At 67.7% G+C, this 26,048-nt stretch carries 22 protein-coding genes; 11 read left to right on the top strand and 11 right to left on the bottom strand.

Annotation, left to right across the window (positions count from 1 at the left end):
• Positions 1–12: 12 nt before the first annotated feature.
• Complete coding sequence (locus FFI87_RS17565) at positions 13–777, bottom strand: IclR family transcriptional regulator (RefSeq protein WP_138849680.1); 765 nt, start codon at positions 775–777, stop codon at positions 13–15.
• A gap of 135 nt (positions 778–912) precedes the next feature.
• Between FFI87_RS17565 and FFI87_RS17560 the strand changes: the two genes are divergently transcribed.
• The 7 genes from FFI87_RS17560 to FFI87_RS17530 all read left to right on the top strand — a co-directional run bounded on the left by FFI87_RS17560 (position 913) and on the right by FFI87_RS17530 (position 8,451).
• Positions 913–1,695 (top strand): crotonase/enoyl-CoA hydratase family protein, encoded by a 783-nt coding sequence (locus FFI87_RS17560; RefSeq protein WP_138849681.1) that lies wholly within the window; start codon positions 913–915, stop codon positions 1,693–1,695.
• Positions 1,696–1,765: 70 nt separating this feature from the next.
• Positions 1,766–2,986 carry a CaiB/BaiF CoA transferase family protein gene (locus FFI87_RS17555; RefSeq protein WP_138849682.1) on the top strand — a complete coding sequence of 407 codons (1,221 nt, stop codon included), beginning with the start codon at positions 1,766–1,768 and terminating at the stop codon, positions 2,984–2,986.
• Positions 2,983–3,783, top strand: coding sequence for an enoyl-CoA hydratase/isomerase family protein (locus FFI87_RS17550; protein ID WP_138849683.1), 801 nt, complete (start codon positions 2,983–2,985; stop codon positions 3,781–3,783). The genes FFI87_RS17555 and FFI87_RS17550 overlap by 4 nt, the downstream gene beginning before the upstream one ends.
• A 104-nt stretch (positions 3,784–3,887) precedes the next feature.
• Positions 3,888–4,940 carry a porin gene (locus FFI87_RS17545; RefSeq protein WP_138849684.1) on the top strand — a complete coding sequence of 351 codons (1,053 nt, stop codon included), beginning with the start codon at positions 3,888–3,890 and terminating at the stop codon, positions 4,938–4,940.
• A gap of 10 nt (positions 4,941–4,950) precedes the next feature.
• Positions 4,951–6,273 (top strand): MFS transporter, encoded by a 1,323-nt coding sequence (locus FFI87_RS17540; RefSeq protein ID WP_138849685.1) that lies wholly within the window; start codon positions 4,951–4,953, stop codon positions 6,271–6,273.
• 37 nt (positions 6,274–6,310) lie between these two features.
• Entirely contained in the window at positions 6,311–7,465 is a 1,155-nt protein-coding gene (locus FFI87_RS17535) for an acyl-CoA dehydrogenase family protein (RefSeq protein WP_138849686.1), read from the top strand.
• Positions 7,466–7,512: 47 nt separating this feature from the next.
• Positions 7,513–8,451 (top strand): alpha/beta hydrolase, encoded by a 939-nt coding sequence (locus FFI87_RS17530; protein ID WP_138849687.1) that lies wholly within the window; start codon positions 7,513–7,515, stop codon positions 8,449–8,451.
• A gap of 66 nt (positions 8,452–8,517) precedes the next feature.
• Here the strand turns inward: FFI87_RS17530 and prpF are convergent, their stop codons facing one another.
• From prpF to prpB, 4 genes are all read right to left on the bottom strand, one after another.
• Complete coding sequence (gene prpF, locus FFI87_RS17525; RefSeq protein WP_138849688.1) at positions 8,518–9,708, bottom strand: 2-methylaconitate cis-trans isomerase PrpF; 1,191 nt, start codon at positions 9,706–9,708, stop codon at positions 8,518–8,520.
• 26 nt (positions 9,709–9,734) lie between these two features.
• Positions 9,735–12,329, bottom strand: coding sequence for a Fe/S-dependent 2-methylisocitrate dehydratase AcnD (gene acnD, locus FFI87_RS17520; protein ID WP_138850241.1), 2,595 nt, complete (start codon positions 12,327–12,329; stop codon positions 9,735–9,737).
• A gap of 79 nt (positions 12,330–12,408) precedes the next feature.
• The gene (prpC, locus tag FFI87_RS17515; RefSeq protein WP_011659785.1) at positions 12,409–13,581 is read right to left on the bottom strand and encodes a 2-methylcitrate synthase; all 1,173 of its coding nucleotides are present in this window, start codon (positions 13,579–13,581) and stop codon (positions 12,409–12,411) included.
• A 171-nt stretch (positions 13,582–13,752) separates the two neighbouring features.
• Positions 13,753–14,646 (bottom strand): methylisocitrate lyase, encoded by an 894-nt coding sequence (gene prpB, locus FFI87_RS17510; RefSeq protein WP_012367050.1) that lies wholly within the window; start codon positions 14,644–14,646, stop codon positions 13,753–13,755.
• Positions 14,647–14,816: 170 nt separating this feature from the next.
• Between prpB and prpR the strand changes: the two genes are divergently transcribed.
• A complete protein-coding gene (prpR, locus tag FFI87_RS17505; RefSeq protein ID WP_138849689.1) occupies positions 14,817–16,799 on the top strand; it encodes a propionate catabolism operon regulatory protein PrpR in 1,983 nt (660 codons plus the stop codon).
• Positions 16,800–16,850: 51 nt separating this feature from the next.
• Here prpR and FFI87_RS17500 read toward each other — a convergent pair whose 3' ends face one another.
• Positions 16,851–17,513 (bottom strand): CGNR zinc finger domain-containing protein, encoded by a 663-nt coding sequence (locus tag FFI87_RS17500; protein WP_012367052.1) that lies wholly within the window; start codon positions 17,511–17,513, stop codon positions 16,851–16,853.
• Between the two features lie 99 nt (positions 17,514–17,612).
• On the opposite strand from FFI87_RS17500, the gene FFI87_RS17495 reads away from it, so the two are divergent.
• Entirely contained in the window at positions 17,613–17,996 is a 384-nt protein-coding gene (locus FFI87_RS17495; RefSeq protein ID WP_138849690.1) for a VOC family protein, read from the top strand.
• Between the two features lie 192 nt (positions 17,997–18,188).
• Here FFI87_RS17495 and FFI87_RS17490 read toward each other — a convergent pair whose 3' ends face one another.
• The gene (locus FFI87_RS17490; RefSeq protein ID WP_138849691.1) at positions 18,189–19,037 is read right to left on the bottom strand and encodes an ureidoglycolate lyase; all 849 of its coding nucleotides are present in this window, start codon (positions 19,035–19,037) and stop codon (positions 18,189–18,191) included.
• A 660-nt stretch (positions 19,038–19,697) separates the two neighbouring features.
• Here FFI87_RS17490 and FFI87_RS17480 point away from each other — a divergent pair.
• Both FFI87_RS17480 and FFI87_RS17475 read left to right on the top strand, forming a co-directional pair.
• On the top strand, positions 19,698–20,519 hold the full coding sequence (locus tag FFI87_RS17480; protein ID WP_041490218.1) for an IclR family transcriptional regulator: 822 nt from the start codon (positions 19,698–19,700) through the stop codon (positions 20,517–20,519).
• 88 nt (positions 20,520–20,607) lie between these two features.
• Positions 20,608–21,159, top strand: a complete 552-nt coding sequence (locus tag FFI87_RS17475) for a hypothetical protein (protein WP_138849692.1) — start codon at positions 20,608–20,610, stop codon at positions 21,157–21,159.
• A 685-nt stretch (positions 21,160–21,844) separates the two neighbouring features.
• Here FFI87_RS17475 and FFI87_RS17470 read toward each other — a convergent pair.
• From FFI87_RS17470 to FFI87_RS17455, 4 genes are all read right to left on the bottom strand, one after another.
• The gene (locus FFI87_RS17470) at positions 21,845–24,202 is read right to left on the bottom strand and encodes a GNAT family N-acetyltransferase (RefSeq protein WP_138849693.1); all 2,358 of its coding nucleotides are present in this window, start codon (positions 24,200–24,202) and stop codon (positions 21,845–21,847) included.
• A gap of 572 nt (positions 24,203–24,774) precedes the next feature.
• Positions 24,775–25,071 (bottom strand): H-NS family nucleoid-associated regulatory protein, encoded by a 297-nt coding sequence (locus FFI87_RS17465; protein WP_011659794.1) that lies wholly within the window; start codon positions 25,069–25,071, stop codon positions 24,775–24,777.
• 103 nt (positions 25,072–25,174) lie between these two features.
• On the bottom strand, positions 25,175–25,459 hold the full coding sequence (locus FFI87_RS34875) for a hypothetical protein (protein WP_012367057.1): 285 nt from the start codon (positions 25,457–25,459) through the stop codon (positions 25,175–25,177).
• A 61-nt stretch (positions 25,460–25,520) separates the two neighbouring features.
• On the bottom strand, positions 25,521–26,048 hold the full coding sequence (locus tag FFI87_RS17455; protein ID WP_012367058.1) for a hypothetical protein: 528 nt from the start codon (positions 26,046–26,048) through the stop codon (positions 25,521–25,523).

Here is a 26,048-nt window from a genome sequence, read left to right as displayed (position 1 = left end):
GCCGCCAAACGACTAGCCGCCCGCCTCATCCATGCGCTCGGCGAGCGCGCCGCGCATTGCGAGCACGATCGCGTCGCGATGTTCGTCGATCCGCTCGACCGGCCCGGCGACGCCGATCGCAAGCGGCATGCGGTTCCAGCCGTCGGCGATCACCATCGAGATCATCGCCGCACCCTGCGTTACCGTGTGCGCCGAATACGAATAGCCGAGCCGACGCGTCTCCTCGACCTTGTCCAGCACGACGTCCTCGTCGATCGTCCTGCCCGACTTCCCGAGCCGCCGGATGCTGCGCGACACGAGCCGGCGAATCGTGCTGTCCGGCTGAAGACTCAGCAACGCCCAGCCGAGCCCCGACATGCAGATCTCGCGTCGCGTGCCGATCGGCGCATAGAACTGGATGGGAATCCTGTGGGCACCCGCGACGGCGTCGATGTACTGCACGTACAGGTCGCTCTGCACCGCGATCACGACGGCCTCCTGCGTGCCGGCCGCCAGCCGTTTCGCTACCGTGTGCCAGTACCGGCGGCTGCCCGCCGCCGAATCGACGAGTGCCTCGCCGAGATTGACGAGGCGCGCCGTCGGCGCATACGCGTGCGTCCGCTCGTCGTACGCCAGGTAGCCGAGCATCTTCATGCTGGTCAGCAACGCCGCCGCGCTGGAGCCGGGATAGCGGCAGCGCGTGGCGATCTCACGCACGCTCAGTGGCCGCTGCAACTCGCTGAACAGCTCCAGCACCTCGAACACGCGCGCCGCGCTCTTGACCACGTTTCCACTCATCCCGCCCTCTCCGCACCAGTCGCGGCGGGCCCTTCCACATATGTGGAACAGGATTTCCCGCCGCCGACCGTCGTGACGATACTAGGCTTCGGCCCGCGGCGTGAAGTCCCGCGGTAGAAAACAAACGGAGACACCATGTCAGCCTTTCTGATCCGTGAACGGCAGGGAGCGATCCTGACCGTCACGATGAACCGTCCCGAAACGCGCAACGCCATTTCGGACAACGATGCGATCGATGCACTGGTCGCCTGCTGCGACGAAGCGAACCGCGACGAATCGATTCGCGTGCTGGTCCTGACGGGGGCCGGCGCCGTGTTCTCGTCGGGCGGCAACGTGAAGGCGATGCGCGCGCTCGCCGAGTCGGACCTGCACGACCTCGCGGCGATCCGGACCAGCTATCGCCGCGGCATCCAGCGCCTCGCGCATGCGTTCCAGCAACTCGAAGTACCGGCCATCGCGGCAATCAACGGGCCGGCCATTGGCGCCGGTACCGACCTCGCGTGCATGTGCGACATCCGCATCGCCGCCGACGGCGCGCGCTTCGCGGAAAGCTTCATCACGCTCGGCCTCGTGCCGGGCGACGGTGGTGCGTGGTTCCTGCCGCAGATCGTCGGCGCGGCCTTCGCGGCCGAGATGTCGTTCACGGGCGACCCGGTCGATGCTCAAACGGCGCTGCGTCGCGGGCTGGTGTCGCGCGTCGTCCCCGACGGCGAACTGCTTGCGCACGCGCACGCGCTCGCCGGGCGCATCGCGCGCCATCCGGGCACCGCGCTGCGCCTGACCAAGCGACTGCTGCGCGAAGGCCGGCACGCGAGCCTCGACACGCTGCTCGACCTGTCCGCGTCATACCAGGCATTCGCACACGCGACACCCGACCACCGCGCGGCAGTCGCGGCGCTGTTCGCCGCACGCGACTGAACCCGCGGAGCGTCACTCGGCACTCGGCCGGCGAACGCCGACATCACCGACCATCGAAGGAAACATCGTCATGATCATCAACAACGAAGGCGCGCTCGCGGGCCTGCGCGTGGTGGACCTGAGCCGCGTCTATGCGGGCCCGTTCTGCGCGCAGACGCTCGCCGACCACGGTGCGGACGTCATCAAGATCGAACCACCGCAAGGCGACGAAACCCGCGACTGGGGCCCCGCGATGCCGGGCGGCATCTCCAGCTACTACTGGGGGCTCAACCGCAACAAGCGTAACCTCGCGCTCGACCTGTCGCATCCCGACGGACGCGACGTGCTGTTCCGCCTGCTCGAGACGGCCGACGTGCTGGTCGACAACTTCAAGCAGGGGACGCTTGAACGCTGGGGCATCGGTTACGACGACTGCCTGCGCGAACGGTTTCCGCGCCTCGTCCACTGCTCGATCTCCGGCTACGGCACCGACGGCCCGCTCGCGCGGTTTCCGGGCTACGACGCCGTCGCGCAAGGGCTCGCCGGTTTCATGTCGATCAACGGAGAACCGGGCGGCATGCCGCTGAAGGTGCCGTTTCCAGTCGTCGATCACGCAGCCGGGCTGAATGCGGTGTCGAGCATCCTGCTCGCGCTGGTGGAGCGCACGCGCTCCGGCCTCGGGCAGCACGTCGACATCGACCTGTTCAGCACCGCGCTGTCGATGCTGCATCCGCTCAGCACGAGCTGGATGGCGACCGGCGACGTGCCCGTCGCGACGGGGAACGTCTATGCCGCAATCGCGCCTTACGGCGTCTATCCGTGCAAGGACAAGCCGGTGGCAACGGGCGCGGGCAACAACCGCACGTTCGCGAAGATGGTCGACGCGCTCGGCGTGCCCGAGCTCGCGCGCGATCCGCGCTTCGCGACAAACGCGCAGCGTGTCGCGCACCGCGATGCGCTCGATACGCTGATCGGGCAATTGACCGGCGAGCGGCTCGCCGACGATGTCGTCGAGCGGCTGATGCGCGCCGGCGTCGCGACGGGGCCCGTCAACACCATCGCGGACGGGTTCGGCCATCCGCAGGCGGCCCGCAACGGGATGCTCGTCAAAACAGACACCTATACCGGTGCGGGAATCCCGGCCAGGCTGTCGCGCACGCCCGGCTCGATCCGCCGGCCGCCGCGGCCATTCGCGGCCGACACCGATACCGTGCTCGACACGCTCGGCCTCGACGCGGCCCGCCGCGATGCGCTGCGGCAGGCCGGCGTCGTCCACGACGAGCGCGCAGGCACCACCGGGAGCGCGTCATGACCGCGCCGCGCACGTTCTCCTCCCTGACCGGCGACGACGCCCCGTCGGTCCTGCGCACCGACGACAATGGCATCGCGTGGCTGACGATCCATCGTCCGCATGTCGCCAATGCGCTGTCCGCCGACACGATCCGGCGTCTCTGCGACGAACTCGTCACGCTCGACGACAACCCCGCGGTTCGCGCGATCGTGATCCGCGGCGCGGGCGACCGGGCTTTCAGCGCGGGCGTCGATCTCGGCGATCCCGAGATCCGCGGCATGCGGCCGATGCGCGGGCTTGCACGCAATGTGCACGAGCTGATCCTCGAACTGCGCAAGCCGACCATCGCCGCGATCAACGGCTACGCGATCGGCGGCGGCTTCGAAATCGCGCTTGCATGCGACCTTCGGATCGCCGCCGAGCACGCGTATTTCGCGCTGCCCGAATCACGCGTCGGGATGGGCGCGAACTTCGCGAGCGTGCTGCTGCCGCGCATGCTGCCACGCGCGGTTGCAATGGAGTTGCTGTTCACAGGCCGCCGCATCGACGCGGACGAAGCACGGCGCATCGGGCTGCTGAACCGCATCGTCCCCGGCGCCGCGCTCGACGACACCGTGCGCGAACTGGCGCAGTCGATCGCCGCGAACGCGCCGCTCACGATCCGCCGCATCAAGGAGACGGCAACGCGCAGTTGGGGCCTGCCGGTTGCCGCGGCGCTGCGGCTCGACGTCGGCCCCGACGTCTACGCGAGCGAAGACCGAGTGGAAGGCGCGCGCGCGTTTCTCGAGAAACGCAAGCCGGTGTTCAAGGGACGCTGAGCCCGACGGCGCGCGGCCCCTTCCGCCGCGCGCCGCCGATCGCCGCCGATCGCCGCCCCGAACGCGGGCGCGACACATAAAAAACATGGAACGGAGACACATTCATGCAACGGAAAGCACTCCTGATCGGCACATGCGTTCTGTGCACGACGCATGCGCACGGGTCGTCGGTCACGCTGTATGGAATCGTCGACAGCTACGTCGAGTTCGATCGCATCGGCAGCCTGTCGAGCTTCCGGCAGAGCGGCGGCGGTGGATCGACGAGCCGCCTCGGGCTGACCGGCGTCGAGGATCTCGGCGGCGGGACCTCAACGAAGTTCGTGCTGGAAAGCGGCTTCTCGCCGGCGGACGGATCGTTCCAGGGCGGCACGCTGTTCTACCGGCAGGCGTACGTGGCGCTGCAGGACACGCGCTATGGTGACCTGCGGCTCGGCCGGCAATACACACCGGCGTTCTACATCGTGTACGACGGCGATCCGTTCGGCCTGAACGAGCGCATGTCGCCGCTCGCGCTGCTCGCGACGTCCACGGACACGATCACGACGAACACGACGCCGCCGATTCCGCGCTTCAACCAGGCGGCGTCGTATCTCAGTCCGGACTGGAACGGCCTGCGCATGATGGCCACCTACGGCTTTCCGACGCCAAACGCGCTGTCCACGCAGGCCGGCCGCAACTACGGCGCGGGGCTCCAGTACCGGATCGGCGGCCTTTATGTCGGCGCAGGTTTTCAGGGCGACGTATCGACCGGCAACCTCGCTCCCGCCGTTCAACCGACTACCACTCGCCACTACGTGTTCGGCACCAATTACGCGTTCGCGCGGGTCAAGCTGTACGGCGCATTCCTCTACGGCGCCAGCACGGCGCACGGCCTGCCCGCGTTCTCGACGGCGAGCGTCGGCGCGGCGATCAACGTCGGCGCGCTCGACCGCGTGCTGGTGTCGATAGTACGCCGCGACGTGAAGGGCTCGGCGAACGACGCGACCGCCTTCGGCGTCGGCTACGACCACCCACTGTCGAAGCGCACCTCCGTCTACGCCCGTTATCTGTACCTGAAGAACGGCGGCGACGCACGCAACACCGTGGTCGCCGGCGTGCAACCGCAACCGGGCGGCACCGAGCAGGTGCTGGCGCTCGGCATCACTCACCGCTTCTGACGGAGTGCCCATGACCCCGACCCTCTCCACCCCGGCCGGCGTTCGCGACGACGCGATGCCAGCGCTCTATCGCCGGATCTCGCGGCGCCTCCTGCCGTTCCTGATCCTCTGCTACACGCTATCGTTCATCGACCGGATCAACATCGGCTTCGCGCACGCGCAGATGGCCGCCGAGCTGCGCTTCTCCGACGCCGTCTACGGGCTCGGCGCGGGCATCTTCTTCATCGGATACATGGCCTTCGAGATTCCGAGCAATGCGCTGCTCGCGCGGATCGGCGCGCGCCGGACGATCGCGCGAATCATGGTGCTGTGGGGGCTCGGCTCGGCCGCGACGATGTTCGTCGCGACACCCGCGCAGTTCTACGTGTGCCGATTCCTGCTCGGCGTGCTCGAGGCCGGCTTCTTCCCCGGCATCCTGTTCTATCTCGGCGCGTGGTATCCGCCCAGGCAACGCGCGAAGGCGTTCGCGCTCTTCATGACCGCGCTGTATCTCGCGGGGCTGATCGCCGGCCCGGTGTCCGGCGCGATCCTCTCGTACTTCGACGGCGTCGCCGGCCTGAGCGGCTGGCAATGGCTGTTCGTCGTCGAAGGGTTGCCGAGCAGCGCGCTCGGCTTCGTCGCGCTGCGGTTTCTCGACGATCGGCCGGACGACGCACGCTGGCTGTCGGACGCCGACAAGGCCGCGCTGCGCGATGCACACGCGCTTGCCGATGCCGGCGCCGACAACGGCGCGACCCCGACACGACCGTTGCTCGCCCACCGCGACTTCTGGCTGCTGTGCGCGGCCAATTTCGCGATCGCCGCGGCCGGCTACGCGCTCGTGTTCTGGATGCCCGTGATCCTGCACCGCGGCGGCCTGCACGGCGCGATGCAGATCGGCCTGCTGTCCGCGCTGCCCTACCTGTGCGGCCTCGTCGGCATGCTCGGGATGGGCTGGTACGCCGAACGCCGGCAGGCATGGCGCGAACACGGCTCGACCGCGATGCTCGCGTGCGCGGCAGCGCTCGTCGTGCTGGCATGCGTCGACGGCGCCGTGAACCTGACGATCGCGCTCTGCGTCGCGGTCGCCGCGCACGCGGCGGCACTGCCCGCGTTCTGGGTACTGCCGGGGCTCGCGCTGCCGAAGCGTTCGATGGCGGTCGCGATCGCGGCGATCACGATGTCCGGCGCGATCGGCGGATTTGCGAGCCCGTTCCTGATGGGCGTGTTGAACACCGCCACCGGATCGATGCGCGGCGGCCTCTATTTCAACGCCGCGCTGCTTGCGGCCGGCTGCGTGGCGCTCCTCGGCACGCTGCGGGCCCGGTCGGCATCCCCGGCGCGCGCGGCCTGAGCGCGCGCCCTCCCTTCACACCTTCATCGACAGACTCATGAATTTCGAACTCGATCTCGACCACCGGATGATCAAGGATCTCGTCGCACGCTTCGTGACGGACGAGCTGATACCACTTGAAGCGGCCGTGATGGCGCGCGAGGCTGACGGCCAGCGCTTCACGCTGCTGCCCGACGAACGCTCGCGGCTCGACGCGCGCTCGCGGCAACTCGGTCTATGGGGACTCGACGCGCCCGTCGATGCCGGGGGCTCGGACCTGCCGGCCGTCGCGATGGTCGGCGTGAACGAAGCGATCGGCACGACCGTGACACCGTACATCCTGCCGCCCGATTCACCTAACCTGCGAATGCTGTGCGACGCGGCCGACGATGCGCAGCGCACGCGCTACCTGGAACCGTACGCACGCGGCGTCACGCGCTCCGCGATGGCGATTTCCGAGCCGGGCGCCGGTTCGGATCCAGGCGCGTTGTCGACGACGGCCGTCCGCGACGGCGGCACATGGGTGCTGAACGGCCGGAAAATCTGGATCAGCCATGCACGCGAAGCCGACTGGACGATCGTGATGGCACTGACTGACCGGAACAAGGGCAAGCGCGGCGGCATATCGGCGTTCATCGTGGAGCGCGATACGCCGGGTTTCGTCATCGAACGCCGCATTCCGATGATCGGCGGACTGTCGACCTACGAAATCGTGCTGGAGAATTGCCGCATCCCTGCCTCACAACTGCTGGGCCAGGAAGGCGCCGGTTTTGCGCCGATGCAGGCGCGCCTCTCGAACCGGCGGCTGGAGATGGCCGCATGGTGCATCGGCCGCGCCGAACGCGCGGTCGCGCTGCTGTGCAACCATGCGAAACAGCGTAAGACCTTCGGCGTGCCGCTCGCCGAACGCCAGGCGATCCAGTGGTGGGTCGCCGACGCGCTGACGCAGATCCACGCGTGCCGGTTGATGACCTACGAAGCGGCCGCGCGAGTCGATGCCGGACAGGATGCGCGCACGCAGATCTCGATGGTCAAGGTGTTCGCGACCGAGATGGCGTGGAGCGTCATCGATCATGCGATGCAGACGCTCGGCGCGATGGGCATGACGAAGGAGCTGCCGCTGCATCAGATGGCGAACGAAGCGCGGCTGATGCGCATCTTCGAAGGCCCGACCGAAGTGCATCGATGGGTCGTCGCACGCAGCGCGCTGTGACGCCATGGTCGGCGCGCGTTGCGCTGTTTTCATCACGGAGCCGCCTCTTGGATACTCGTCATCTCGTCGATCCCGACATCCGTCCCTGGCTGGACGTCTGGCCCACCGTCACGCTCGACGCCGACAACCTCGCACAGCATCGCGAACGCCATCTGCCGCTGCCGCCGATCGACACGGTCGGCAATACGCTCCAGCATCGGCGCGTGCCACGCACCGGCAGTGCACCCGACGTGCCGGTTCGCGTATACCTTCCCGACGACGCGACGCGCCCGCTGCCGGCGATCGTGCACATGCACGGCGGCGGCTACGTGCGTGGGGCCGCGAAGGATCTCGAAGCCGTGCATCGCCCGCTGGTGAAGGCGCTCGAGTGCGCGCTGGTCTCGATCGACTACCGCCTCGCGCCCGAGACGCCGTTTCCCGGCGCGATCGACGACTGCTACGCGGCGCTTGCCTGGACCTACCGCCACGCAGACGCGCTCGGCATCGATCCGGCGCGCATCGGCGTAATGGGCGAAAGCGCGGGCGGCGGTCTAGCGGCCGCGCTGGCGCTGCTGGCGCGCGACCGCGACGAATACCCGCTGGCCTTCCAGCACCTGATGTATCCGATGCTCGACGACCGCACCTGCGTGCGCGCGCCGCATCCGCATGCCGGCGAATTCGTCTGGCATGCGGCCAACAACCGGTTCGCATGGACGTCGCTGCTCGGCCACGCGTCGGGCATCGACGGCGTGTCGCCCTATGCGGCCGCCGCCCGCGCGGAACGAATGGAAGGGTTGCCGCCTGCGTTCATCGCGGTCGGCGCGGTCGACCTGTTCGTCGACGAGAACATCGACTACGCGCAGCGGCTCATCCGCGCCGGCGTGCCGACCGAACTGCACGTCTTCGCGGGCGGCGTGCACGGCTTCGACATCGTGCCCGATGCGCGCGTGTCGACCGCCGCACGCCGCATCAGCCACGAAGCGCTGCAGCGCTTCCTGCACGGCTGAACCCGACCGAAACGACAAGGGCGGCCGAAGCCGCCCTTGCTGCCGTCGGAACGACGACCGGTACGATCAGAACGCATCACCCGGCACCCGCACCCACCCCTCCATCAGCACACGCGCGCTGCGGCTCATGATCGCCTTCGTGACGGTCCACTCGCCGTTCTCGAGCTGCGCTTCCGCGCCGACGCGCAGCGTGCCCGACGGATGCCCGAAGCGCACCGCGTTGCGCGCACCGCCGCCCGCCGCGAGATTCACCAGAGTGCCGGGAATCGCCGCGGCCGTGCCGATCGCGACCGCCGCCGTGCCCATCATCGCGTGGTGCAGCTTGCCCATCGACATCGCCCGCACCAGCAGGTCGACGTCGCCCGCATTCACGCGCTTGCCGCTCGACGCGACATAGTCGGCCGGCTTCGCGACGAACGCGACCTTCGGCGTGTGCTGGCGCGTCGCGATCTCGTCGAGCGTGTCGATCAGGCCCATGCGCAGCGCGCCGTGCGCGCGGATCGTCTCGAACTTCTCGAGCGCCTTCGGGTCGCCATTGATCGCGTCCTGCAGCTCCGTGCCCGTATAGCCGATCGCTTCGGCCTCGACGAAGATGGTCGGAATCCCCGCGTTGATCATGGTCGCCTTCAGCGTGCCGATGCCCGGCACGGCCAGGTCGTCGACGAGGTTGCCGGTCGGGAACATCGAGCCGCCCGCGCCTTCTTCCTCGGCGGCCGGGTTCATGAATTCGAGCTGCACTTCGGCGGCCGGGAACGTGACGCCGTCCAGCTCGAAGTCGCCCGTCTCCTGCACCGCGCCGTTCGTGATCGGCACGTGCGCGACGATCGTCTTGCCGATGTTCGCCTGCCAGATCCGCACGGTCGCGACGCCGTCGCGCGGCACGCGCGATGCATCGACGAGGCCACCGCCGATCGCGAACGGGCCGACCGCCGCCGACAGGTTGCCGCAGTTGCCGGTCCAGTCGACGAACGCCTTGTCGATCGCGACCTGCCCGAACAGGTAGTCGACGTCGTGACCGGGCCGCATGCTCTTCGACACGATCACCGTCTTGCTGGTGGACGACGTCGCGCCACCCATCCCGTCGATCTGCTTGCCGTACGGATCGGGGCTGCCGATCACGCGCAGCAGCAGCGCGTCGCGCGCGGCGCCCGGCGTCTGCGCGGCATCCGGCAGGTCCTGCAGCCGAAAGAACACGCCCTTGCTGGTGCCGCCGCGGATGTAGGTCGCCGGAATCCTGATTTGCGGAATGTGAGCCATGTTTGCGTTATCCCTGTGTGATCCGGTCAAGCCGCCTGCGACGATTCGAGGAAGTCCTGCGCGAAGCGCTGCAGCACGCCGCCCGCGTCGTAGATCGACACTTCCTCGGCCGTATCGAGCCGGCACGTCACCGGCACCTCGACACGCTCGCCGCTCTTGCGGTGAATCACGAGCGTGAGATCGGCGCGCGGCGTGCGCTTGCCGACAACGTCGAAGGTCTCGGTGCCGTCGATGCCGAGCGTGGTGCGGTTCGTGCCCGGCTTGAACTCGAGCGGCAGCACGCCCATCCCGATCAGGTTGGTGCGGTGGATCCGCTCGAACCCTTCGGCGACGATCACCTCGACGCCCGCGAGCCGCACGCCCTTCGCGGCCCAGTCGCGCGACGAGCCCTGGCCGTAGTCGGCGCCGGCGATCACGATCAGCGGCTGCTTGCGGTTCATGTACGTCTCGATCGCCTCCCACATGCGCATGACCTTGCCTTCCGGCTCGACGCGCGCGAGCGAGCCCTTCTTCACCGCGCCGTCGACGACCGCCATCTCGTTGATCAGCGTCGGGTTCGCGAAGGTCGCGCGCTGCGCGGTCAGGTGGTCTCCCCGGTGCGTCGCGTACGAGTTGAAGTCTTCTTCCGGCAGGCCCATCTTCGCGAGATACTCGCCGGCCGCGCTGTCCGCGAGGATCGCGTTGGACGGCGACAGGTGGTCGGTCGTGATGTTGTCGCCGAGCACCGCGAGCGGGCGCATGCCCTTGAGCGTGCGCTCGCCGGCCAACGCGCCTTCCCAGTATGGCGGGCGACGGATATACGTGCTCTGCGCGCGCCAGTCGTACAGCGGCGCCGCACGCTCGCCCGCATCGGCCGTGCGCGCGAACATCGGTTCGTAGACCTTGCGGAACTGCTCGGGCTTCACGCTCGACGCGACGATCGCGTCGATCTCCTCGTCGGTCGGCCAGATGTCCTTCAGCGTGACGGGCTTGCCGTCGCGGTCGTGGCCCAGCACGTCCTTCTCGATGTCGAAGCGGATCGTGCCGGCGATCGCATACGCGACGACGAGCGGCGGCGACGCGAGAAACGCCTGCTTCGCATACGGGTGGATGCGGCCGTCGAAGTTGCGGTTGCCGGACAGCACGGCGGTCGCGTACAGGTCGCGATCGACGATCTCCTGCTGGATCTTCGGATCGAGCGCGCCCGACATCCCGTTGCAGGTCGTGCACGCGAACGCGACGATGCCGAAGCCGAGCTTCTCCAGCTCCGGCAGCAGGTTCGCTTCTTCCAGATACAGCTCGACCGCCTTCGAGCCCGGCGCGAGCGAGCTCTTCACCCACGGCTTGCGCGTGAGGCCCTTCGCGTTCGCGTTGCGCGCGAGCAGCGCCGCGGCGATCACGTTGCGCGGGTTGCTGGTGTTCGTGCAACTCGTGATCGCGGCGATGATCACCGCGCCGTCGGGCATCTCGCCCGGCTTTTCTTCCCACTGGCCGGCGATCCCGCGTGCGGCGAGATCGGACGTCGGCAGCCGCTTGTGCGGGTTCGACGGGCCGGCCATGTTGCGCACCACGCTCGACAGGTCGAACGTCAGCGTGCGCTCGTATTGCACGTTGCCCAGCGTATCGGCCCACAGGCCCGCCGCCTTCGCGTAGGTCTCGACCAGCTTCACCTGCTCGTCGCTGCGGCCGGTGAGGCGCAGGTAGTCGGTCGTCTGGCCGTCGATGAAGAACATCGCGGCCGTCGCGCCATATTCGGGCGCCATGTTCGAGATCGTCGCGCGGTCGCCGAGCGTGAGGCTCGCGGCGCCTTCGCCACGGAATTCCAGATACGCGCCGACCACCTTTTCCTTGCGCAGGAACTCGGTCAGCGCGAGCACGACGTCGGTCGCGGTGATGCCGGGCTGGCGCTTGCCGGTCAGCTCGACGCCGACGATGTCGGGCAGGCGCATCCACGATGCGCGGCCGAGCATCACGTTCTCCGCCTCCAGGCCGCCGACGCCGATCGCGATCACGCCGAGCGCATCGACGTGCGGCGTGTGGCTGTCGGTGCCGACGCAGGTGTCCGGGAACGCTACGCCGTCCTGCGCCTGGATCACCGGCGACATTTTCTCGAGGTTGATCTGGTGCATGATGCCGTTGCCCGGCGGGATCACGTCGACGTTCTCGAACGCCTTCTTCGTCCACTCGATGAAGTGGAAGCGATCCTCGTTGCGGCGATCCTCGATCGCGCGGTTCTTCGCGAACGCGTCCGGATCGAAGCCGCCGCACTCGACGGCGAGCGAGTGGTCGACGATCAACTGCACGGGCACGACCGGGTTCACCTTCGCGGGGTCGCCACCGCCGTCGGCGATCGCGTCGCGCAGGCCGGCGAGATCGACGAGCGCCGTCTGCCCGAGGATGTCGTGGCACACCACGCGCGCCGGGAACCACGGGAAATCGCGGTCGCGCTTGCGCTCGATGATCTGCTTGAGCGAATCGGCAAGGATCGCCGGATCGCAGCGGCGCACGAGGTTTTCGGCGAGCACGCGCGACGTATACGGCAGCGTGTCGTAGGCGCCGGGCGCGATCGCTTCGACCGCGGCACGCGCGTCGAAATAGTCCAGCGACGTGCCGGGCAGGGGTTTGCGGTAGGCAGTATTCATCATGTGGGGCGGGAAATCGGGGTATGACGTCCGGCGCGCGCCGGCGCCCGTGGCGCGGGGCCGGCGCGCGGCTGGCGGATCAGCGCTTCTCGATCGGCACGAACTGCAGGTCTTCCGGCCCCGTGTAGTTCGCGCTCGGACGGATGATCTTGTTGTCGACGCGCTGCTCGATGATGTGCGCGCTCCAGCCGGACGTGCGCGAAATCACGAACAGCGGCGTGAACATCGCGGTCGGCACGCCCATCATGTGATACGACACGGCGCTGAACCAGTCGAGGTTCGGGAACATCTTCTTCGCGTCCCACATCACCGATTCGAGGCGCTCGGCAATGCTGTACAGCTTGAGGTCGCCCGCTTCCTTCGACAGCTTGTGCGCGACGCCCTTGATCACCTTGTTGCGCGGATCGGAGATCGTGTAGACCGGATGGCCGAAGCCGATCACGACTTCCTTGTTCTCGACGCGGCGGCGGATGTCGGCTTCGGCATCGTCCGGCGAGCTGTAGCGGCTCTGGATTTCGTACGCGACTTCGTTCGCGCCGCCGTGCTTCGGCCCGCGCAGCGCGCCGATCGCGCCGGTGATCGCCGAGTAGATGTCCGAGCCCGTGCCCGCGATCACGCGGCCGGTGAACGTCGATGCGTTGAACTCGTGCTCCGCGTACAGGATCAGCGACGTGTGCATCGCGTCGACCCACGACTTCGACGGCGTCTTGCCGTGCAGCAGGTGCAGGAAGTGGCCGCCGATCGAGTCGTCGTCGGTCTCCGTCTCGATGCGCTTGCCGTTGTGCGAGAAGTGATACCAGTACAGCAGCATCGAGCCGAGCGACGCCATCAGCCGGTCGGCGATGTCGCGCGCGCCCGGCAGGTTGTGGTCTTCCTTCTCCGGCAGCACGGTGCCGAGCACCGACACGCCGGTGCGCATCACGTCCATCGGGTGGGCCGATGCCGGGATCTGCTCGAGCACGGCCTTCAGCGCGTTCGGCAGGCCACGCATCGCGCGCAGCCTGGTCTTGTACGCGGCCAGTTCGGTCATGTTCGGCAGCGTGCCGTGCACGAGCAGGTGCGCGATTTCCTCGAATTCGCACGACTCGGCGACGTCGAGAATGTCGTAGCCGCGGTAGTGCAGGTCGTTGCCGGTCTTGCCGACCGTACAGAGCGCCGTGTTGCCGGCCGTCACGCCCGACAGCGCCACCGACTTCTTCGGCTTGAATGCGCCTGCGGCGGCCGGTGCTGCTGCGTCTTTCGTCTCGCTCATGTTTCCGTTCTCCAATAGGTATCTGGGTAGCTGTCGACCGCACTTGGCGCTTCAGCGCTTAGTGCGGTCCCATGCAAAGCGGTCGACCGCAGTTGGCGCTTCAGCGCTTTGGCGCTCGGTGCGGTCGCGTGCAAAGCGTTCCGGGAACCGTGTCCCGGCGCGCGGGCCGCGTTACTTCTTGCCCTGCGCGAACAGTTCGTCGAGCTTGCGCTCGTATTCGTGATAGCCGAGGAAGTCGTACAGCTCCGCGCGGGTCTGCATGGTCGGCACGGCGGCCTTCTGCGTGCCGTCGCGGCGCAGCGTCTCGTAGAAATTCAGCGCGGCCTTGTTCATCGCGCGATACGCGCCGCAGCAGTACAGCGCGATGTCGACGTTCGCCTCGCGCAGCTCGTCGACCGTGAACAGCGGCGTCGAGCCGAATTCGGTCAGGTTCGCGAGGATCGGCACCTTCACGGCGGCCTTGAAGCGGCGGTAATCGTCGAGCGTCTTCATCGCTTCCGGGAAGATCATGTCGGCGCCGGCTTCCACATAGGCGATCGCGCGCTCGATCGCGGCGTCGATCCCTTCGGCGGCGGCCGCGTCGGTGCGGGCCATGATCACGAACTGGTCGTCGGTGCGCGCATCGACCGCGGCCTTCACGCGATCGACCATTTCCTCGAGCGGCACGACTTCCTTGCCCGGACGGTGGCCGCAGCGCTTCTGGCCGACCTGGTCCTCGAGGTGAACCGCCGCGACACCGGCATTGATGAACGAGCGGACCGTGCGCGCGATGTTGAACGCGCCGCCCCAGCCCGTATCGATGTCGACGAGCAGCGGCAGGTCGGTCGCGTTGGTGATCCGGGTCGCGTCGATCAGCACGTCTTCCATCGTGCTGATGCCGAGATCGGGGATCCCGAGCGAATTCGCGGCGACGCCGCCGCCCGACAGGTAGACGGCCTTGAAGCCGACGGCCTGCGCCATCTTGGCCGCGTACGCGGTGATCGCGCCGACCACCTGCAGCGGCTGCTCGGCCGCGACTGCCGCGCGGAATTTCGCGCCGGCGCTCTGAAGATGCGTATTGCTCATGAACGGCCTCCTGAAGGAATGACCATTAACAGCAAGGACCGGGCCAGCTCGCGAAATACTGCTAACTCACTGATTCTTAAGCAACCGGCACGAGTGGTGAATCGTCCGGCGATTTCATTTCGGCAATTTCATGTTTCAAAAATGAAATCGCGCGCGCATAATCGATCGCCATGGACCTCTCCTCGACCAAGCCCGTCGGCCCGGCCGACCGCACGGTGCGCCCGCGCATCTGGGCGATGGGCATCAGCCGCCTGCGCGACCTGTTTCGCGAGATCGCCGGCGAATTCGACGAACGCGCCGACGTGCGCATCGTCACGCGGGCCTATGAAGACGCGCTGAGCGCGATCGCGGAAGCCGGCACCGCGCGGCCCGACGTGATCGTCGCGGCCGGCTCGAACGGCGGCTTCCTGAAAACGCGTGCGCAGGTGCCGGTCGTGGTCGTGTCGCCGACCGGCTTCGACGTGATGCAGGCGCTCGCGCGCGCACGGCGCGACGCCACCCGGATCGCCCTTGTCAGCGCCGGCGAGACGCCGCCGGAGGTGCGCCGCTTCGTCGCCGCCTACGGCCTCGACGTGCAGTTTGCGTCATATCAGTCCGCTCAGGAAGCGGAAGCCTGCGTGCTCGATCTGCACGACCGCGGCATCGAGACGATCGTCGGCCCCGGCCTCGTCACCGATCTCGCGGCGAGTGCCGGCATGGGCGCGGTGTTCCTGTATTCGCACGCGTCGGTGCGCAAGGCGGTCGAAACGGCGCTCGAAGTCGCGTACGCGACGCATGCCGAGGCGTTTCGCCGGCAGCGCCTCGACAACCTGTTGCAGCACCTGCGCGACGGGGTGGTCGCGCTCGACGCGCGCGGCCACGTCGAGGCGATCAACGAGCGGCTCGCGTCGGCGCTCGGGGTCGAACCCGCGGCGGCCGTCGGCCGCGCGCTCGTCGACCTGCGGCCCGAGCTGCGCACGCTGCGAGGCGAGGACGGCGACGCGCTCGCGACGGTGCGCGGCGTGCGCTACGTCGTGCATCGCGGGCCGCTCGTCGATCGCGGCGTCACGTCGGGCAGCGTGCTGACCTTCCAGGAATCGCGCGCGGTCGAACGGCTCGACCGCGCGCTGCGTTCGCAGCCGAACACGCAGCAGTTCGCGGCGCGCTACGCGCTCGACGACGTGGTCGGCGCGTCCGCGCCGATGGCGCGCGTGCGCGACCTCGTGCGCCGCTACGCGAAATCCGACGCCACCGTGCTCGTGCTCGGCGAAAGCGGCACCGGCAAGGAGATGATCGCGCAGAGCCTGCACGCGCTGTCCGTGCGGCGCAGCTATCCGTTCGTCGCGATCAACTGCGGCGCGTTCCCGGAAGCGCTGCTCGAGAGCGAGCTGTTCGGTTACGAGGAAGGCGCGTTCACCGGCGCGCGGCGCGGCGGCAAGACCGGGCTGTTCGAGGCTGCACACCGCGGCACGCTGTTTCTCGACGAGATCGGCGAGATGCCGCCGTCGCTGCAAAGCCGGCTGCTGCGCGTGCTGCAGGAGCGCGAGGTGATCCGCCTCGGGTCGACCGAGCCGATCCGCATCGACGTGCGCGTGATCGCCGCGACGCACCGGCCGCTGCTCGCGGCCGTCGAAGCCGGCACGTTCCGCGCGGATCTGTATTACCGGCTCAACATCCTGAACATCGGCCTGCCGCCGCTGCGCGAGCGTGCGGCCGACATTCCGGCGCTCGCGGCCACGCTGCTCGTGCAGGCCGCGCGGCGCGAGCCTCGGCTGGCCGAACGCGTGCGCGAGGTCGGTGATGCGATGCGCGTGTTCGGCGCGACGCAGGCGACGCTCGCCCGCTACCGCTGGCCCGGCAACGTGCGGGAACTGCAGAACGTGGTCGAGCGGATCGCGGTGGAACTGGCCGAGGAAGTCGACGAGCAGGATCCCGGCGCCCCGTGCGTCGCGCTCGCGCCCGATGCGCTGCAGGCGATCGCGCCGGAGTTGTTCGCGACACCGCCCGAGGCCGCCGATCCCGACGACGCGCAGACGCTGCAAGCACGCCGCCGCCGCGCGGAAGCCGACGAGATCCGCGCGGTGCTCGATGCGTGCGGCGGCGACCGCGATCGCACGTGTGCGATGCTGGGCATCAGCAAGACGACGCTGTGGCGGAAGCTTTCGGCGAAATAGGTTCGGGCGGGATGTGCGTCCGCGGCATGACGCGCTGAACCCGCGTCGGCGTCAATCGGTCTTGTGATAGTGGCGATACGCCTTCGCGCGATTGCCGCACGACGACATCGAGCACCAGCGACGGCTGCCGTTCTTGCTGTCGTCGATGAACAGCCACTGGCAGGCGTCGTTCGCACAACGCTTGACCTTCGCGAGCCGCGCGCTGCCTAGCAGGTCCGTCGCCGACCACAGCACCGGGCTCAACAGCCCTCCGAGCGTCGCGCCCGCCCCGGCGCCGGCGCCCCCCCCGATCCGCCACGCATAGCCGCCGTCGATCCGCGCGAGCGCGACGCGCGGCGCCGCTTCCGCCAGAAAGCCGCCCAGCAACGCGAGATCGTCCGCGTGCGGCTCGCGCCGCTCCGCTTGCGCAAGAAAGAGCCGGTACAGCGCCTCGCGCAACGCGAGCGCGCGCGCGAGCATCGCCGGCTCGTCATCCTGTTTCTTCTCTGGTGCGCGACATGCGTCGGCCAGGCCGGCCGGCACGCCCGCCTGCTCGCGGCACCACGCGAACAGGTCGTCCAGCGTGCCGAAGGTTTCGGTCGGCGCGTCGGTACCGCGCCAGTACAGCGTGTTCGCGAAATCGATGCTCAACGTGTCGGACGGCGCCGGAATCAGGCAGTCCGTCGTGACGGAAGGTTGCGTCTTGTTCATGCCGCGATCGTATCTAACCACCATGCCGGTTGACAAGCGCACGAGCGCTTTCTAACATAACCGGCATGGTGGTTAAAACAGCTTTGCCGCACCGATATCCCTCTTCAGTTCAAGGAGCCAAAGATGATCGATCACCTTTCGTTCGGCGTTGCCAACATCGACCGCAGCCGCGCGTTCTACGACAGCACGCTCGGCGCGCTCGGCTACAAGCGGCTGTATAGCGACGACGGATCCCTCGGCTACGGCGCCAGCGAACCGGTGTTGTGGTTGCAGCACGCGGCGCGCCCCGTCGTCGCCGATCCCGAGTCGGGGCTGCACGTGTCGTTCCGCGCGGCGTCGCCGCTGGAAGTCGATGCGTTCTACCGGGCCGCGCTGGAGCACGGCGGACACGACAACGGCGGGCCGGGCAAACGCGAGCGCTACGGCCCCGGCTATTACGCGGCGTTCGTCGTCGATCCCGACGGGTATCGGCTCGAAGCCCATTGCGAGCTGGACAACGTCGTCTGATCCGCTTCGTACGGACGCGGATGAACGACAAGGGCCCGTTCCGCATCGCGCGGAATCGGGCCCTTGTCTTTGCTGCATCGGTGTTCAGTTTGCGACGGTCGCCGCCGGCGACTAAACGATGCGATCGGACCGCGCGGCGGGTGGCGAGGCGTGGCGGCCGGTTGCACCGTCCTGCGACGCGCGCGCAAGCGCTTACTGCGCGTTGCGCGTGCTTTGCAGCTGCTCGCCGAGCCCGTCGATCCCGAGACGCACCGTCTGGCCGGCCTTCAGGAACACCGGCGACGGCTTGATCCCCATCCCGACGCCCGGCGGCGTACCGGTCGTGATCACGTCGCCCGGTTGCAGCGTCATGCACGTCGACAGATAGGCGACCAGTTGCGCAACGGTAAACACCATCGTGCGCGTGTTGCCGTTCTGATAGCGGTGGCCGTCGATCTCGAGCCACAGGTCGAGGCGCTGGGGATCGGGCACCTCGTCGCGCGTGACGAGCCACGGGCCGATCGGGCCGAACGTATCGAAGCCCTTGCCCTTGTCCCACTGGCCGCCACGCTCGATCTGCCACTCGCGCTCGGACACGTCGTTGACGACGCAATAGCCGGCGACATAATCGAGCGCGCGCGCTTCGTCGACGTCCTTGCACGTCGTGCCGATCACGACACCGAGCTCGACTTCCCAGTCCGTCTTCACGGAGCCCTTCGGAATGTCGATGCCGTCGTTCGGACCGCAGATCGAACTCGTCCACTTGCCGAATACCACTGGCTCCTTCGGCACCGGCATGCCGGCTTCGGCTGCGTGATCGGCATAGTTCAGGCCAATGCCGATGAATTTGCCGACGCGCCCGACGCACGCGCCGATACGCGGCTCGCCGGACACGAGCGGCAACGTGGCCGGGTCGATCGCGCGCAGGCGCGCAAGACCGGCGTCGGACAGCGCGTCACCAGCTAGATCCGGCACGTGCGCGGACAGGTCGCGAATCCGGCCGTCCGCGTCGAGAATACCGGGCTTTTCCTGGCCGGACGGGCCATAGCGAAGCAGTTTCATCGTGCTCAACCTCTGTTGTCGAATGGGACAGGAACCGGCCGACGCAGCCGCGTGCGGCCACGCGCCGGACTGAATGTCGATCGTCGATGACGCGCGTCGGCGCCGTATCCGGCACACCGTTCGACACGCGAGGCTCGCGCGGGCGCAGCGATCGCGGCGTCGCACCGAAGTGCGACGCGCATCGAACGGGCGGCCGCCGGTCTGCGCATCGGCGACGACGGCCCGGTATCCGCGGCATGTGCCGGCCGCCGGCCGGCTTCACGCGCGGCCGCGCCGTCGCTGGCCCGCCGCTCTTTGTACCATCGGCGGCCCGCCGTGAAATGGCGCGCGACGGATACCGACTATTGGTGTGCCTGCGGGTGTTGCGTCGCAGCATCCGGGGCGCGAGTGGAGAACAGCAGGGTGTCGCAAGGCGCCGGTGCGTTGTCGTCGGGGCACGAATACACAATATTCGTTGCGACCCTGTCATCGGAAAGCGTGATTGATCCGTTCTTGTTCGGTAACGATCGGTAAAAACACGCTGCATTGCACACTGAAAGTTTGTTGTTAAGCTCGCGCGGACGGTGGTCAGGACCGCATGCGGGCTTCTCGAATCCCGCGTGTAAAGCCGGCCAGCGTGCGTCGACCACCGATTGGCAATTCCCGGACTTCCTACTCATGATGCAAACGACCAATGATCCGCTCCCCGGCAGCGACGCACGGGAGTCGACGGGTGCAGCCGACCGCTATCGCGCGCCCGCGCTCGACAAGGGGCTCGACATCCTCGAACTCCTGTCGGAACAAAAGGAAGGGCTCACCCGCACCGAAATCACGAAGGAGCTCGGACGCAATGCGAGCGAGATCTACCGGATGCTCGAACGTCTCGTTGCGCGCCGCTATGTGATGCGCTCGAGCGGCGGCGACCGCTACACGCTCAGCCTGAAACTGTTCGCACTCGCGCACCGGCATCCGCCGATGAACCGGCTGATCGCCGAAGCGTTGCCGCTGATGCAGCGCTTCGCCGACGCCGCCGAGCAGTCGTGCCACCTGAGCGTCTACGATCGCGGCAACCTGCTCGTGATCGCGCAGGTCGACGGCCCCGGCGCGTGGGGCGTGTCAGTTCGGCTCGGCTCGCGCGTCGGGCTGGCCGACACCGCATCGGGGCGGGTGATGCTGTCGTTCCAGGGTTCCGAACAGCGTGCGCACATGCTGGCCGAGCATCGCAAGGTCAAGGGCGAAACGCCGATCAACGAACAGGAACTCGCCTACGCGTGCCAGTCGATCCGGCAGGCCGGCTACGTGCGCCAGGACAGCCGCCAGGCGTACGGCGTCACCGACCTCAGCGCGCCGATCCTCGGCCCGTCCGGCCAGGCGATCGCGGTGTTGACCTGTCCGTACATGCGCCGGATCGACGCGCACACGACGCCGTCCGTCGATGTGGCCGTTGCAGGACTGCGCGATACGGCTGGCCAGTTGTCGATGTGCCGCGTGGAAATCGGCTGAATGTGCGAGCGCCGCACGCCCGGCGCTACGCTAGAATAGCGGCCCTCTCAAAAACTACGGCGGCCGGTTGTTGCGGCCGTCGTGTCCGATGGATGTCATGGCCAAACTTCTGAACGATCAAGAATTCCAGCGTTTCTCCGAACTTCAGCAGAAGCAGGCGAGCTTCACGATCACCGCCGAGGAAGCGGACGAGCTGCGCGACATCGTCGCGCGCGCCCAGAAGAAGCGCGACGATCGTGCCGCAGCGATGCTGGCGATCGAGAACTACATCGAGCAGTTCGGCATCACGCCCGACGAACTCTTCTCGCCCGAGCAGATCGGCGACGCCGCGCGCACCTACGGCCTCATCACGGCCACCAAGAAGGATCGCACGCTGCCGCCGTCGATCACGTTCAACGGCAAGCCGTACCAATGGACCAAGACGCTTCCGGACGACGTGCGCGGCGCGCTGTTCGACGCGTTTACGTCCGGCGAATCGGTCAAGCGCTTCATCGCGATGCCGAAGGACACCGCGCGTTGCGCGCTGACCATCGCCCGCCTCGAGCGCGAAACCGGTGGCGTTTATGCGGACGCGCACCTCGAGGAACTCGCGATTTCGCGTGATCAGGTGAACGACGCGGCGTCGAAACTCGCCGCGTAAACACTGCCGCGGGCACGGTTCATGCGTGCCCGCACCGGCGCGGATGCCGGCAAAGGCTGGCGCCGCGCCTGGTGGAGCCCTCCGTTCCCAGGCTCCCGAAAAGTCTCACCGAAGCGTCCCGTAAGCGCTCACCTGGGCGTCCCGGAAAGGCTCACCTAGCGCTCCCGAACACGCTCACCGCGCGCTCCCGAACGTCCTCACCGACACCTCCCGCAGACGCTCACCGCCCTTTCCCGGAAAGGCTCACCGGGGTTTCCCGCAAGGGCTCACCGGCCGTTCCCGGGAAGGCTCACCCAGTGCTCCCGTATCGGCTCACCCAGCCGCTCCCGGAAAAGCTCACTCGCGGCTCCCGAAAAATCTCACCTTTGTTCTGTTTCTGATGCTGCGGATGCAAATGCGGGTGTCAGCACGCCGCGCCACGCAACCCGAATCGGTGAAATGCGAAGGCCATCGACGCGCGCCGCTCGCACCGCCCGCCGCGGATGCTCCGACTCGACGCTAGCGCCTTTCCTCGCTGGTCACGGAGCGTCGTATCGCTTCACGGATTCGATCGAATACGCCGAATGGTCTGCATTGCGAACCGTGAGGAATCCGCGCAGCCGCGGCCATGCGTCACGTCACATCATGTGTTCCGCGTCGACAGCGCACGATACCGCCGCACGTTCGCGCACCGTCGCCCATCCGACTACGATTGCAGCTTCATCCTGAACCCGACCACGCCGGGCTCCTCCGTCGTCGACACCGCGAAACCGCATGACCTCGCCAGCGAAATCATCGCGGTGTTCTCGCGCAGCGCCTCGCCGATCATCCATCCGGTGCCGCGCGACCGCGCGTAGTCGATGATGCGGGTCATCATCAGGCGCCCCAGGCCCTTACCCTTCTGATCGGGCCGCACGGCAATCGCGAACTCGGCCGTCTCGTTGTCGGGATCGGCGACCGCGCGCGCCACCGCGAGCGTGTGCGACCGACCCGACACGTCGGTAAACGACACGATGAAAGCCATCTCACGGTCGTAGTCGATCTGCGTCATGCGCGCGACTTGCGAATGATCGAAGCTGCGCACCGCACCGAAGAACCGCATTCGCAGATCGTCCGGTGTCATCGCGCCGAGCAATTCGTTGTGCGCCTCCTCGTCTTCCGGACGGATCGGACGGATCGTCACGGTCTCGCCGCGCCATTCGAGCGTCTGCTCGAGATGACGCGGATACGGCATGATCGCGAGCCGGCCGCGCCCCGCCGCCAGCGTGAGGCGCGGCGCGATGATGTATGCGCGGTCGGACAGCACGCGCAGCGTGATCGACATCGCGACGACCTCGCGCACGTCGCAAACGACCTGCGACAGCGCCGTCAGCGCATCGAGCGTGGGTTCGACGGGCGCCCGGCGCGCGTAGGGCGAGCGCTCCATTACCGCGCGGGCGAGCACCGTATTCAGCGGCGGCAGCCCGTACACGATGAATGGCGCCGATACGCCGTCCGCCGGCGGCACGGCATAGCGGAACACCGGACCGAAGTTCGAATCGTCGTACATGTCGACCGTGATGTCGACGACCCTGGCGGCCGCCGACGCGTCGGCCGGCTCACCGTGCATCCCGAAGTGAGCGAGCCAGCGCAGCGCTGCATCGCCGGACAGTTCATGCTCGCCGGCCTCGACCATCCGGCGGGCCTCGGCCTGTGCGGACGCGACGCACTCGAGCGGCTGCAGCGGCGTGCCCTCGGGCGTCTGCATCAGCAACTGCCGCCCGAGGTTGTAGTCGACCAGCCGCGCGTATGCGCGTGCAAGCCGCTGCGGCGTGGTGTACACCGGGATCCCGTTCGCGTGCAGGGCGTCGCGCGTCGCCGCGTCAACTGCACCGAAGAAGCACGCGAGGATGCCGCGGTATGCGTATTGCCGCGATTCGATCAGCGTGCGCGCGACCGCATCGGCCGGCGCGCTGTGGGACGTCGAATGCACGACGAACAGCGCGCCCGTTTGCGGAAACGGCGCCAGCGCCTTGACGGCGGCGCCGAAATGCTCGGGACGCGCATCGTCGCCGAGCATCAGCGGATTGCCCGGCCCGGCGAGATGCGGCAATGCGGCCGCTACCGCCGACGTCGCCGCTGCCGGCCAGTCGGCCAGCACGTCGCGCACCTCCGCGACCGCATCGCCCGCAAGCTTCGCGACGCCCGCGTCGCTCGTCACGAGCGTCGCCGCGCCACGCGCGGTGACGCGACCGACGCCGAGCGTCTCGATCTCGTCGAGCAGATCGTCGAGCGCATCGACGCGCACCATCCCCGCACGCTGGAACGCCGCCGTGTAAAGCGCATCGCCGGGATCGGCGCGCCCGGTGCGCAGCGCGAGGACCGGCTTGTTGCGCGCCGCCGCGCGCGCTGCCGACATGAACTTGCGCGCGGCGCATACGGTGTCGAGCTCGAGCAGGATCGCGCGCGTGCCGGGATCGCTGGCGAGGTAGTCGAGCACGTCGCCCGCATCGACGTCGGCCTCGCTGCCCAGCGCGACGACATGCGAAAAGCCGAGGCCTCGCGCATCGGCCCAGCCCAGTACCGCGTTCGTCAGCGCATTCGATTGCGATACCCAGGCGACGCCGCCCGATCGCGCCGTATAGGCTGGCGCGCCGAAATGCGCATGCCGCGCGGGCGACAGCACGCCGAGACTGCCGGGCCCGACGATACGGAGCACGAACGGCTTCGCGGCCTTGAGCGTGCGATCGAGTGCCGCGCGATCGGCGTCGGTGCGCGCTTCGCCGACGATCACCGCGACGCGCGTGCCGAGCTCGCCGAGCTTGCGCACGATGCCGGCCCACGTGGCAGGCGGCGTGCAGATCACCGCGACCGATGGCGGCGCGGGAAGCCGATCGACATCGGTCACGACCGCGTGCCCGTTCAGCTCGCGGTACTTCGGATTGACGGGCCACACGGGCCCGTCGAACGCACCGTCGAGCACGCGCGCCCACACCATCGCACCGATACTGCCGGCGCGCGACGATGCACCGACAACGGCGACGGATCTGGGCTGGAACAATGCATCGAGATGGCGGACGGTCACATCGGCTCCCTGCGGTAACGAACGACGATCCGACCGGCACACGGAACAGATAGCAATGTGCCGGCCGACGCGAACTCCAAGCATAGGCGAACCCGATGCGGCTGCCTATATGCCGAACGGCCGACTGTGCGATGCGCATCAATGCCCGCAACATGCGCCTGTCACCGACGCCTTCGCACGATGCAACGGACGAAGGCGACACGAGGCGGTCATCCCGGTCGCCACTTCAAAGGTGAGGATTTACAGGAGCCATGGTGAGCAAGTTCGGGAATAGCACGGCGCAGCGTGTCAATACGCGAGAGGTGAAGGCAATCGGCCGTACGCCAGCACCGCGAAGATCGAGCACGCCAATGCGCGCATGCCGCGTCATTGCGCGGTTGTTTACCGGAATTCGCGGCGATATCCGCGCGAATCGCAGCGAATTCGCAAAAAGGTGTCCGTTAATCGCGCGGCATTGCCGTTCAATTCGCGGCCCCGAATCGCATCGCGGCGACCCAAAAACAAAACGGTGCGACGGCCGCATGGCCGTTCGCACCGTCAGTCAACGCACGAAAGGTGAGGATTTTCGGGAGTCAGTCCTTGATCAGGAAACGCGCGCGGTTCTTGCCGAGCCACGCCGGCGCACGCCCGCGGCCGCTCCACGTTTCGCCCGTCTTCGGGTTCAGGTACTTCGGCGGCAACGGACGCTTCGGCTTCGCGGCAGCGGCGGCGCCCATCGGAAGAAAACCGAGCTCCTCCGCCGTAATGTCGAACTCCTCGATTTTCGCCCGAATGGCGGCAATCGCATCGGCAATCGCCTTTTCGCGTTCCTTGTCGATCTTTTGCTGAAGTTTTTCGAGCTGCGCAGTCAGTTGCCTGTAGGTCGCCATATGGATGGGACTCCGTGAGTGTTATTCATGAAAAATAGCCGACTCCAAGCGAATAGAAAAGCGCTTCACCCGATCATGATTTCCTCAGCCGGTCGTGACGGGATCAATAACCGCTTTTCTTCTTGCATGCGAAGAGAAGATTTCGCACGGCGTCATCGGTCGATCGCTGGATGACATCGAATTCCCCATTGCAGAGGGCTCGGGCGTTGTCCGTGCAATTGCTCCAGTCGCCGCCGGTGCACTGCACCTGCGTAGTGGGGCGTCCGTCCGAAGTAAACAGTGGCGCCCCGCCGCCGCACCCGCCGAGCCCCGCAACAAGGGCCAACAATCCGGCCCGACACCAATGCGTTCGAGGCCACCGACAGACCGCCGCAAGCATGTGTTTCATTGTTGTTTCCGTCAACCTATTTTTGAATGTCGCGAGTATGCCATGCACCGTCGCACCGCGTTCAGTCAGGTGTCCGCCCGGGGCGTCCGCGTGTCTTGTACGGCACGGCCCGGCGCGGATCGTCGGTGATGCGAACGAATACCTGCTCGACGTCGGGAAGCGCGCCGAGTTCGCGCGCGAGCGCCTGCCGATCGAATGCCGGATCGGCACACCCTTCGACGTAAATGAAGCGCCGCTGCACGGTGATCCACAGGCTCGTACCGTGCAGACGATCGGTGCCCGCGAAATGCGCTTTGGCCGCCGCGGCGATCGGCGCGTCATACATATACGAATTCGGTTTCGTGCAGCGGTGGGCGAGCCAGCAGGTGGTCCCGCGCTCGACCCGGTAGTGCGCATCGTCTTCCATCTCGGCGCGCGTCATCCACGGGCCGAGCGGCAGCGGGCATTCGGCGAAATCCCGCGACAGCACGACGAATGGATCGTTGTACCAGTTGCGCCGTGCCGCAGGCGCATCCGCGTCACTCGACTGCGCGAACGAGGACGTCGCCGCCAGTATGGTCAGCCATCCGGCGATGGCGATTCGCTTCAT

Source organism: Burkholderia sp. KBS0801 (assembly GCF_005937855.2).
In the GTDB taxonomy this organism is placed as follows: domain Bacteria; phylum Pseudomonadota; class Gammaproteobacteria; order Burkholderiales; family Burkholderiaceae; genus Burkholderia; species Burkholderia ambifaria.
Note: the sequence above shows the minus strand (reverse complement) of the source record. Positions and strands in the feature narration are given on the sequence as shown.